This is a genomic window from Actinomyces bouchesdurhonensis (assembly GCF_963540955.1).
Lineage (GTDB): Bacteria > Actinomycetota > Actinomycetes > Actinomycetales > Actinomycetaceae > Pauljensenia > Pauljensenia bouchesdurhonensis.
In genome coordinates this window covers 1-10,703 of sequence record NZ_CAUTSL010000067.1, presented here as the reverse complement: position 1 = coordinate 10,703, position 10,703 = coordinate 1, and the positions used below count along the sequence as shown (strand labels likewise).

At 65.3% G+C, this 10,703-nt stretch carries 8 protein-coding genes and 1 tRNA gene; 7 read left to right on the top strand and 2 right to left on the bottom strand.

The features are described from left to right. The first annotated feature begins 20 nt into the window (after positions 1 to 20). Together RYL44_RS09250 and RYL44_RS09245 are read left to right on the top strand one after the other, a co-directional pair. Positions 21 to 4,259, top strand: a complete 4,239-nt coding sequence (locus tag RYL44_RS09250; protein WP_314975786.1) for a prevent-host-death family protein — start codon at positions 21 to 23, stop codon at positions 4,257 to 4,259. Continuing rightward, on the top strand, positions 4,252 to 4,476 hold the full coding sequence (locus RYL44_RS09245; protein ID WP_276739510.1) for a toxin: 225 nt from the start codon (positions 4,252 to 4,254) through the stop codon (positions 4,474 to 4,476). Before RYL44_RS09250 ends, RYL44_RS09245 begins: the two co-directional genes overlap by 8 nt. Before the next feature lie 384 nt (positions 4,477 to 4,860). On the opposite strand, the gene mscL is transcribed toward RYL44_RS09245, so the two are convergent. Beyond that, positions 4,861 to 5,253: a large conductance mechanosensitive channel protein MscL gene (gene mscL, locus RYL44_RS09240; protein ID WP_073982882.1), complete on the bottom strand. Its 393-nt coding sequence runs from the start codon at positions 5,251 to 5,253 to the stop codon at positions 4,861 to 4,863. Positions 5,254 to 5,509: 256 nt separating this feature from the next. Continuing rightward, a complete protein-coding gene (locus RYL44_RS09235; RefSeq protein WP_314975785.1) occupies positions 5,510 to 6,055 on the bottom strand; it encodes a 5-formyltetrahydrofolate cyclo-ligase in 546 nt (181 codons plus the stop codon). 147 nt (positions 6,056 to 6,202) lie between these two features. On the opposite strand from RYL44_RS09235, the gene RYL44_RS09230 reads away from it, so the two are divergent. The 5 genes from RYL44_RS09230 to RYL44_RS09210 all read left to right on the top strand — a co-directional run bounded on the left by RYL44_RS09230 (position 6,203) and on the right by RYL44_RS09210 (position 10,545). Then, the gene (locus RYL44_RS09230; protein ID WP_314975784.1) at positions 6,203 to 7,126 is read left to right on the top strand and encodes a UTP--glucose-1-phosphate uridylyltransferase; all 924 of its coding nucleotides are present in this window, start codon (positions 6,203 to 6,205) and stop codon (positions 7,124 to 7,126) included. Positions 7,127 to 7,131: 5 nt separating this feature from the next. Next, positions 7,132 to 8,358 (top strand): molybdopterin molybdotransferase MoeA, encoded by a 1,227-nt coding sequence (locus RYL44_RS09225; protein ID WP_073982879.1) that lies wholly within the window; start codon positions 7,132 to 7,134, stop codon positions 8,356 to 8,358. Further along, on the top strand, positions 8,355 to 9,053 hold the full coding sequence (locus RYL44_RS09220) for a GNAT family N-acetyltransferase (RefSeq protein WP_314975783.1): 699 nt from the start codon (positions 8,355 to 8,357) through the stop codon (positions 9,051 to 9,053). Before RYL44_RS09225 ends, RYL44_RS09220 begins: the two co-directional genes overlap by 4 nt. Positions 9,054 to 9,299: 246 nt before the next feature. Further along, positions 9,300 to 10,292, top strand: a complete 993-nt coding sequence (locus RYL44_RS09215; RefSeq protein WP_314975782.1) for a hypothetical protein — start codon at positions 9,300 to 9,302, stop codon at positions 10,290 to 10,292. A gap of 177 nt (positions 10,293 to 10,469) precedes the next feature. Continuing rightward, positions 10,470 to 10,545 (top strand) — tRNA-Ala (locus tag RYL44_RS09210). Positions 10,546 to 10,703 lie beyond the last annotated feature (158 nt).

The window sequence follows — 10,703 nt, the reverse complement described above, 5'->3', positions numbered from 1 at the left end:
CCCTGCCGTAGGGTGGAACCGTGGTTCCTAGTATCTTTTCGCGCCGTTCCGCTCCTAAGCCCGAGGCCGCCGCGGCCTCGTCCACGCCGACGCACCCGACCACCCTTGTCGGTCAGGCGCGCGCCGCGTGGCGCACACGACTCGAGGAGACCATCGCCACCGAGAGCGGGTCCCTGCCGACGCTGTCACTGACCGAAGCACACCCGGGCGGCCTCGCGCAGCTTTTCACCGAGCACCCCGTACGCCTGAGCCTCCTCATCCGCGAACCCATCGCGCTGGGCCGCGCCCTCGACCGCGCCCGAGCGATCATCGACCGCTCCGAACAACGTGCCGCGACACACGGCACAGGCCCCATTCACCTGGGCATCGGAACCGCCTCGTGGCGCCACGGCACCGAAATCCTCACCGCGCCGGCCCTAGTGCGTCCCGTGCGTCTCGTCCGCCGCGACGACGACGTGCTGATCGCCCTGGGACACGGCGCCCTCCTAGCTCCCGAACTAGCCGACGCCCTGCGCGCCGCAGGCCACGACATCGACGGGCGCGACATCCTCGCCCAGGCCAGCGGCCCCCACGGCTTCTCCTCCTCGCAGGCAATGAACGCCCTCCGTCAGGCCTGCGCCGTCCTCGACCGCTTCGAACTGCGCGACGAGCTGGTTGTCGGACTGTTCTGCCACCCAGCCGGCCCCCTCGCTGCCAGCCTGGAAGCCGACGTGGACGCCCTGGCCGACTCCACCGTTATCCGCGCGCTCGCAGGTGAAGAGGATGCGCGCCGCGCACTAACAGCCGACCCGATCCCCACCAACCCGAACGACCGCGACCCCTGGGCCGAAAAGGGCGTCGGTGACCTCATCCCCGCCCAGCAGGACGCAGTCGAGGCCGCCTCCGACGGACGCAGCCTCTTCATCGACGTGCCCACGCACAGCGATGACTCCTCCATCGTGGCCGCGATCCTCGCGGACGCCGCTGCTACCGGGCGTTCCGTCCTGCACGTCTCAACCTCCCCGTCGCGCTCTATTGCCGCCTACACGCGGCTGGCCGACCTGGGTCTGGCCGACATCGTCGCTAATATCGACGGCTATTCGGACGCGCGACGCGCCCTGGCGGGGCGTGTCAAGGACGCCATGGAGGACATGTCACCGGTCGTCGATCAGGAGAACCTCGACGTGATGCGCTCTCGCCTGCGCCACGTGCGCTCCGCTCTGGCGGCCTACGCCACCGCACTGCACGAACCGTACGGGCGCTTCGGAGTATGCCCAGCAGATGCCCTACGTGCCCTCACCGACCTGACGAGCGGCGAGGATGCCCCCACGACGCGCGTGCGCCTGTCCGAGCAAACCCTCTACGACATCGCACTCGACCAGGGAGACAGTGCCAGGTCCCTGTTGCGCGAGGCCCTCGCATCCGGGCGACTCATCACAGACTCCTCCTCGTCATGGTCATCGGCAGTGCTGACCTCCGACGAACAAGCCTCCGACGTGCTCCTGCGCGTCGACCGCCTCTCGCGCACCCTGCCCGAGCTGCGCGTCCACATCGCCTCGGTCGCCGGCGAGGCAGGCATCAAACCCGCTGGCACCCTCGCTCAGTGGGACCGCCAGCTCGCTATGTTCGACGGCATCGCAGATGTCCTCGACGTCTTCCAACCTCGCGTTTTCGAGCGAAGCGCCGCCGACATGGTCATTGCCACCGCCCCCAAACAGTGGCGCAAAGATCACGGCATCACGATGGGACGCTCCGAACGCACCCGCCTAGTTAAACAAGCCCAAGACCTCGTACGCCCCGGCGTGCACGTGCCCGACCTGCACCGGGCCCTCATCCGCGTCCAGGAGCGCCGCGATGCCTGGTGCGCCGTATGCGGCGAGGACTCCTGGCCGATCCTACCCGCTAAAATCGGCGAAATCGCAGCCCTGACCGACGCGGTACGTGACGACCTCGACGCGATTGCCCCAGTTTTCGTCGCAGACGAACCCAACCTCGTCGGCACCCACATGCAACGCCTCTCAACGCTCATCGAGCGATGGTCGACCGACACGTCCGCCGCCCGCGACATCCCCGCCCGCCTGGCGATGCGCGCGCGCCTAGCTGACCACGGCCTCGACGCCCTGGCTCAAGACCTCGCGGATCGAGGCGTCGATGACGCGCACATCGACACCGAACTCGACCTTGCCTGGTGGGCGTCCCTGCTGCGTGCCATGCTCGCCTCCCAGCCAGCGCTTGGCGGTGCCACCCCCGGCTCGCTCGAAGAACTTGCCCGAGAAGGACGCGAACTCGACGAGGAGCAGGTGGCCTCGCTCATCCCGCAGGCCATCACCGGCGTGCGCCGCATCCGCACGAACGCCCTAGCTGCACGCCCCAGCCAGTACGAAGAGCTGCGCGAACTACTCGAGGGCGGTTCCGCGCCCACGGACCTGGAACTGCTGATCGCCTACCCGCTCGTCCGACACCTGCTTCCCGTCCTCATGACCGTCCCCGCCATGGTGCCCATGCTCGCGCCAACGGGCCGAACGGTCGACATGGTCGTGCTCGACGGCGCAGACGGCCTCCCTCTGGCGGAGCTGGCCCCCATCATCGCGCGCGGCCACCAGCTGGTCGTCATCGACGACCTGACAGCCGCCTCCCAGGACGGCGCGACGCGCGCGCTCGCGGGCGTCCTGCCCACCCTGCGCGTTGAACCCGGCCCCAGGCGTCTCAACGACCAAGTCGCACTGCTGCTCGCCCGCTACGGCTATGAGCACGCTGGTATCCCCGTGCCCTGGACTGCCGCGAACGCGCCCGTGAGTGCCCGCTGGGTCGAGGCCACAGGGATGCCCGCGCCCGGCGCCCACGCGATCGAATCCACCGGCACCGAAGTGCACGCGGTCATCGACGCCGTCATCGAACACGCGGTTGAGTCTCCGGAACGCTCCTTGGCCGTCGTCGCCCTGTCGGATCGACACGCGCGACGCATCAAGGAAGCCGTCGCTTCCTTGCGCGCGCGGGAGCCGGGCCTCGCTACCTTCTTCGATCCGGCCACGCCCGAGCCCTTCGTCGTTGTCAACCCCGACGAAGCGGTGGGGCTGTCGCGCGAATCTCTGATCTTGTCCGTGGGCTTCGCCAAGACCCCGCACGGGCGTGTCATCCACGACTTTGGTGTGCTCTCGACCGAGGAAGGCGCTGACGCGCTCGCTGAGGCGCTGCGCGTCGTGCGCGGTGATCTGACCCTCGTGTCCTCCCTGCACAGCGAGGACATCGACCGCGATCGCCTCCACCACGATGGGGCGCGCATGCTCGTCGACCTCCTCGAGATCGCTGAGGGGCATGCGGGTGAGGGCATGGATGCTTGGCCGGTCCTTCCTGGCGAACCGGATCGGCTCCTGGTCGACCTCGCCGATCACCTGTACTCGCGCGGACTCGAGGTCGTCGCGAATGTCGGAATCCCCGGCGGCATGCGCGTTCCCTTGGCTATCGGTCACCCGGATTCACCGGGCCGCCTGCTCCTAGCTGTCTTGACCGATGACGCGGAATACCTGGCCGAACCCAGTCAGCGCGTGCGTGACAGGGCCCGCCCCCACTGGCTTGAGGCGCAGGGGTGGGCCGTCTACACGGCCCTGTCTATGGCTCTGTTTATCGACCCTGAGAAGGACGCATCGGCGATCGTCGACGCAGTCCTGGAGGCGCTCGAGCGGCTGCATACCCGTGATGTGGTTCCAGCCGTGACGGTGCCCGAACGCGTCAGCGACGACTGCCTGACGGACGAGCCGGTCCGTTCCGACGACTCCGTGCCACAGGAGTCGGACGTGACCGAGGGATCCTCCCCTGTCGACAAGGCCGCGTCCCAGACGACCAACGAGGACGTTTCCGCCCGGACCGCCGACGCACCCGCTTCCCCACGCATGCCGGTGCTGGACGAAGAGTTGGATGAGGAGTCTCAACGCCGCAAGAAAGCCGACGAAGACACGACAGGCATGCTCATGGAAATTAAACGCAAGGAGCGCGCCGCTGAGGAGCATCGTGGTCCTCGCCCAGCGATCGCTAAGGGTTTGCCGCTGGCCGCCTACTCCGATGATCAACTCGACGAGATGGTCGCCTGGGTACGCTCGGACGGCGTGGAACGCACTGATCTGGAGACCGCCGAAGAGCTGCGCGAAGCCCTGGGTATCACGCGACGCGGTTTCCAGTCTGACGCGGTGCTCGGCAACGTTGTGCGTCGCACAAAGCCTGCGGCCGTTGCTCGTGACGAGGCCGGGGCTGGGTCGGGCGATCAGGGAACCCCCAGTGAGTGATGCGCCTGCGCCGCGTAGACGGCGCCGCGTCGCGCGCTTCGTCTCTGAGGTGGACCGCCACCTCATTGACGAGGGTCTGCCGCCCTCGTGGGAGGACCGTGTGCGCCCCGAGGACACGCGCCCGGGTTCCATGGCTGATTCCGCCGATCGGGGCGATGGCGCTAACGATGCGCGTCTGTTGGCCAACGTGCCCCCGCACGCCCAGGCTCGCGCGTAGGGCCGTCCGTGTGGCGGGCCGCACTTGGCGTCGATCCGATGCTCCGGTTATGCGTAGGGCCCGTGGTGTGTAGGACCCTGCGACGTGTAGGACCCTGCGACGTGTAGGACCTGACATGGTTTCCCAACAATGTCGCACGTAATTCCTCGCGGACTATTTCAGATATTGAAATCGCGTCGTTGCAATTCCAACGTTTTCTCGTGGTGCTCAAAAGTGACCGGGTTAAATTACGTGCGAGATTTGTGGGGAAGCGTGCGCGATCGGGCACTTCAGTGGGGTGAGAGAGCCAGCCGGGCACTAGGCCACAGTGGTGCTCTCGTGTGGTGTTAATACAAAAGCGCTGGGGCCGATGTGGATCGGCCCCGGCTCGCGAGGAGGAAAGAATCAGGCGCGGTCGCCTCGGGCCAGGGAGTCGCGGATTTCGGTGAGGAGCTGGACCTCTTCGGAGACAACCTTCGGTGCCTCGTCCTCGGCCTTTTTCGTGCGCTTGGCCAGGTAGTTCATGGGCAGGACAAGGAAGAAGTAGAGGGCGAATGCCATGATCAGGAAGTTGATGACGGCGGTCAGCAGAACACCAAACGTAATATCGGTGCCGTGGAACGTGACGATGAAGGCTTTCGAGAAGTCTGGCTTGCCGACGAAGGCAGCGATGAGAGGGTTGATAACACCGTTAACGAGGGCGTCGACGATGTTTTTAAAGGCGGCACCGATGATGACACCGACGGCCAGCTCGATGACGTTGCCGCGAGAAATGAATTCCTTGAAGCCCTTAAGCATGGGATCTCCTGTGTGATCGGTCGGCTGAGCCGACATGTCTGAATCGCCGAATGCTTCGGCGTGGCGGGCGGGAGCCGCCGCGGCTGGTGCCGCGAGGGCACGTTATTACCACGGAGAAGATTAAGGGACTTTCGTCGTGGTGACAGTGTATAGAGGGTAATCTTTGTCGCACTTTATGTCATTTGGTCAGAGGCTAGCGTAATGAGGCCCGAAAACGTGTCCTGAGGCGTGTATGACAAACGTGTGTGCCTCGCGATCAAGCCGGTGAGAGGCGTTGCATGTGAATTGTGCGCGTGGGAGTGATAATCGCGTCAATGTGAGCGTCATGGGGTTCGAGTGGGATTGTGCCGGGTGGGAGTACCTCATCGTCAAAGACAACAGCGACGACGGGTGCAGTGGAGCGGCGGTGAGGGAGTGCGCGGTCGTACCAGCCGCCGCCTTGCCCCAGGCGCGCCCCGTCTAGGCCTGCGGCCAATGCGGGAACAAGGATTAGGTCAGCGTTGGATAACGCGCCGGGTCCCAGGACACTCCCGGTCGGTTGAGCGGGGGGCCGTCCAGGTGTCACTAACGCCTGACCCTCCTCCCAGCGGCCCCAGCGAGGTCCGCCAAGTGCGGCCCCGGCCTCGTTGACGAGAACCGGTAGGAGCGCGCGAGGGAAGAGGTTGAGCGTCAGTGACAGGTCGGGTTCTAGCGCAGTGGGCACGAAAAGGGCGGGTAGGGTCACAGTGCCCATTGACGAGGCCAGGGCGCGTACCTGGGTGGCGATCGCTGCCGCTTCTGCGCGGTGACGGACCGGAACCAATGTATGGTCAGTATTTGACGAAGGTGCGGTGTTCGGTTCGGCGGGGGCGGTTCGCCGTGCCCGCCGACGCCCCAGAATCTCCGCGCGGAGAGTTGTTTTTGTGGTCATCGTCTCCCTTTCGGGTGGTTTCTTCGCTACGCTTGCAGTATGTCAGATAAAAACCAGCCTGTAGTGCACGCCGTTGTCCCTTCGGCCGGTCGCGGAACCCGCTTCCTGCCCATCACGAAGTCGGTCCCCAAGGAGATGCTTCCCGTCGTTGACCGCCCCGCGATCGAGTACATTGTGCGCGAAGCTACCGACGCGGGCATCACCGATGTCTTGTTTGTCACCCGAGCGGGTAAGCAGGCGATCGAAGACTACTTCGATGCTGAACCAGGCCTTGAGGCGGACCTGGAAAAGGCGGGTAAGGATGAGGCGCTCGAGTACGTCAATGAGTACAAGAAGTACGCGCGCGTCCATTCTGTGCGCCAAGGACATCCCCTTGGCCTGGGGCACGCGATCCTGCAGGCGAAATCTCACGTGGGCGAGTCTCCCTTCGCGGTGTTGCTGCCCGACGACCTCATGGAACCCGGTTCGCAGCTGCTGCGTAAGATGATCCAGGTTCGCCAGGCTTTGGGTGGCAGCGTCGTCGCCCTGCTGAAGGTCACCCCCGAGCAGGCCACAGCCTACGCGTCGACCGCCGTCGAAGTGTTGCCTGTTCCTGAGGGGGTTGACCTTGATGAGGGGCAGCTGATGCGCATTACCGGCGTCACGGAGAAGCCCCCGCTCGACGAGGTCAAGTCGGAGTACGCGGTCGTCGGTCGTTACCTGCTGGATCCGGTCGTGTTCACTGCCCTCGAAGACATTGAGCCGGGCGCCGGTGGTGAGTATCAGCTCACAGATGGGTACGCGCGCATGATCGGCCTCCCCGAAGAAGCGGGTGGAGGGTTGTACGGTGTAGTCATCGACGAGCGTCGCTTCGATACCGGGGACAAACTCGGCTACCTCGAGGCCAACGTGACGCTCGCCCTTGAGGACCCGGCGCTTGGAGGGGAACTCAGGGCGTTCCTGCGCTCCAAGCTCGAGGACTAACCAACATGCGAAGCGTTGCTGACTTCTACCAGGACTGCCAGGCAGTCGCCCACGCGGTGCCCCCGCTTGACGTTAAGCTCGCCGACGCGGTGAGTTGCGTGCTCGCGGAGGATGTGCAGGCTCCCTTCAATCTTCCGGTTGCCGACCTGTCTGCGTGTGACGGGTACGCCGTTCGCGTGCGAGACTGCGAGGGAGCCACCCTGGAGACGCCGGTGACGCTGCCCGTCACTGAAGAGATTCGCGCCGGCGCGGTCGACCCTGTCGCCCTCGTGCCTGGTACCGCGATTCGTATCGCGTCCGGCGCGCCCATGCCCACGGGTGCTGAGGCCGTGGTGTCCTTGGAGTTCACCGACCACGGAGTCGCCCAGGTGGCGCTGCGCACAGCCCCGGCCAATGGGGAAAACATCCGCCGTCGCGCCGAGGACGTGGCGCAGGGTGACACGGTGCTGCGCGCCGGAACACGCATCGGCGCACGCCAGATGGCGCTTCTGGCGGGAGTAGGTCGCGACCGCGTGCTTGTTCACCCGCGCCCGCGAGTCGTCATCATCTCCATCGGCGATGAGATCGTGGAGCCGGGTACCCAGGCGCGCCCTGGCACTGTTTTCGACGCGAATGGGCACGCCCTGTCCACCGCGGTTGCCGACGCAGGTGCACAGACCTTCCGTGTCGCGGCCGTCCCGGATGAGCGCGGGCGGCTACGTGAAACGATCGAGGATCAGCTGGTGCGCGCCGACCTCGTCTTGACCACGGGCGGTATCTCGTATGGCAGCGGGGACACGGTCCGTGAGGTTCTTGGTGCTCTGGGAACGGTTCGCTTTGACAACGTCGCAGCCTGGCCGGGTCACATTTTGGGTGTGGGCACTGTCGGTGGGGATGAGGATCGCGTCGGTACCCCTATCGTTTGTTTGCCTGGCGACCCGGTCTCTGCGCAGGTGTGTTTCGAGGTCTTCGTGCGTCCCGCGCTGCGTCACATGCAGGGATGGACGGGCGTTAACCGCCCAGTTGTGCGTGCGGCAATCGATCGGTCGTGGTACTCGCCGCGGGGACGCCGCGAGTTCGTGCGCGTGCGCTTGACGGGTTCTCCGCGCGCTGGCTATCACGCTGCCGTCATGGGGACCCCGGCCTCGTTGTTGCTGTCTGCGCTCGCTGACTCGAACGCGCTGGCCGTCGTGCCTGAGGATGTGACGACCGTGCGCGCCGGTGACACCCTGCAGTGCCTGGTCCTCGAATGAGGTACTTGTTTCGGCGTGGCTCGTGTGTGTGGGGTCGCGATATTGAGATGCTCACGCTGCGCGTCGCAGATCCGGTCGGGCGCGGTTTTTTGCGACCCGGGCCTGTCGGGAGCGTGAATCCTCGTGAGCTGGTCGTGCGTCCTGTGCGCGGCGAGGAGTATCGGACGCTGGATGCGGTGCGGCGGGCTGACGGGCATTGGTTGCGTCCGTGGGAGGCGACTCTGCCGCCGGATACGTTGGAGCATATTCCAACTTTTTCACAGTACATGCGTCGCGCTGAGCGGGATCATCGGGAGGGGACCGGCCTGATTTTCGGCGTTCAGATCGATGGGCGTTTCGTCGGCCAGTTCACTGTGTCGAACGTGCACTGGGGGGCGATGTCGTCGGGGATGCTTGGGTATTGGGTCGTATCGGAGTGGGCGGGACGAGGCTTGGGTTCCTTGGTTGCTGGTCTTGTCCTTGATTTGGTGGTGGGCGAGCTTGGCCTTCATCGCGTGGAGGTGTGCGTGCGTCCGGAGAATGAGCGCTCGTTGGGCGTGTGTCGAGGCTTGGGGTTGGTCGAGGAGGGCCTGCGGCCGCGTTTTATGCACATCGCGGGGGAGTGGGCCGATCATGTTGCGTTTTTTATCGATACTGAGTCTTTGCCTGTGGGGGGTCTCGTTCAGCGGCGCTGGGGTCGTCCTGCTATCGGTTAGTGCCGATTGGATGTGGGTGTGGTAGTTTCGTGTGCCCGCTGCTGTGGTGGTTTTTCGTTCTGTGGAGCTGTTGGGCGGGCGTGCGCGCGTTGAAGGTGAGCATCGCCACGGCCTCGTTGATGCTCGTGTGACTATTGGGACTTGTGTGGCTGCTGTGATTACCTATCTTTTGACCGCCAGGTTTGAGAGCTCGACACGCCCACGAGCTGCGAAGTTGCTACTCGTAAACCGCTTTACGTTGGAGGGGTGGAAATTGGTGGACTCGTCATCGCAGCGGTATTCGTGTCGCTCCTCGCGACCGTACCGTCGCTGGTCGCGCGCCGAACGGCCATTGTTCAGTCTCGTGAGATCGACCGATTTTCGCCGAAACTGCGCATCATTCATACGAATGCGTCAGAATTAGACTCGTGCGATCATGCCAGCGGAACGATCCTGGCGCGGCGCGCGCTGACGAGCGGAGGAAGCATGCACACGGCCACCACTGGACGCACCCGACCTGTCATCGACCGTCGGAACAACAGGGCGGTTCGGGACATCGCGAAGCTGCGGGCACGCCGCGCCGCTCGCCTCGCCGCTGAGAGCGCTGCGGGACGCCGTCGCTTGGTCGTGACGGGCGTGTGTGCGCTGTCTACCGTGATCCTTGGCATCGTCATTGCTGCGACGTCGATCGCGTGGGCGTGGCTCCTTGTTCCGATCGTTGCCCTCGTTGCGTCCCTGTCTGCCTCTCGCCTCGCGGCCATCCGCTCGCAGCGCGCCTCCGAGCATGAGGTTGAGCTGCTCACCAAGCTGAGGGCTGACGTTCGCGGCGCTGGCCGTCCGACGGCGCCCGCGTCGCAGCCGCGCGTTGCTGCCGCCGCCCGTGGCAAGGCCGTGGCCGAGTCGCGTCCGAGCGCCTCGCGTGAGGCCGACGCAGAGTCCACTTCTCAGACGGGATCCGTGCCTTCCCTCGTCTTTAACGTTGAGGTTCCCGAGGCCGTCGAGGTCGCCGACACGCCCGCACGCCCCTGGACCGTTGCCCCGATCCCTGCGCCGACCTACGCGTCGCGCGACCGTATTCGCGGTCGCATCGTTCATGCGGACACGGACCTGCGTGGCATCCCGCGCATTACGGGGGCGATTCCCGCGCGCCCGATCGCTCAGACCGCGCAGGTCGGTGCCCGCTCCACCGAAGAGGTCGTCGCCGACCAGGCTGTCGCCCTGGACCTGGATGCCGTCTTGGACGCGCGCCGAGCCCAATAGGGCTGCTTGTTGCTGTCGTCGCCGCGCCGCGAGCCACCTGGCTCGCGGCGCGGTTGTTTGTGCGGGGCGATGGAATGGTTAATCCTGCTGCTTGGGATGTGGCCGCGTGGCATCGCGCATGCGCTGGTGGTCGGCTTGCGTCATTGCCCGTCGTGGTGCTAAGCTATCCGAGTCCTTGGGGCTATGGCGCAGTTGGTAGCGCGTCTCGTTCGCAATGAGAAGGTCGGGGGTTCGAATCCCCCTAGCTCCACCACATGCCGACATCCGATAGTGGATGTCGGTTTTCTGTATGTCTGAGCGCCTTGTTGGGGTGTTGTGGTGCTTGCGGCCCTAGCTTTCGGATTATAGGACACTACGGGGCTATAGGCGCAAACGTGGTGCTTTAGACGGCGTGTCGTGGGTCTAGTGGGC

What these genes read in the sequence shown, in the direction of transcription:
- mscL (WP_073982882.1), bottom strand. Translation starts at nt 5,253, where the DNA reads ATGCTTAAGGGCTTCAAGGAATTCATTTCTCGCGGCAACGTCATCGAG.
- RYL44_RS09230 (WP_314975784.1), top strand. Translation starts at nt 6,203, where the DNA reads ATGTCAGATAAAAACCAGCCTGTAGTGCACGCCGTTGTCCCTTCGGCC.
- RYL44_RS09225 (WP_073982879.1), top strand. Translation starts at nt 7,132, where the DNA reads ATGCGAAGCGTTGCTGACTTCTACCAGGACTGCCAGGCAGTCGCCCAC.
- RYL44_RS09220 (WP_314975783.1), top strand. Translation starts at nt 8,355, where the DNA reads ATGAGGTACTTGTTTCGGCGTGGCTCGTGTGTGTGGGGTCGCGATATT.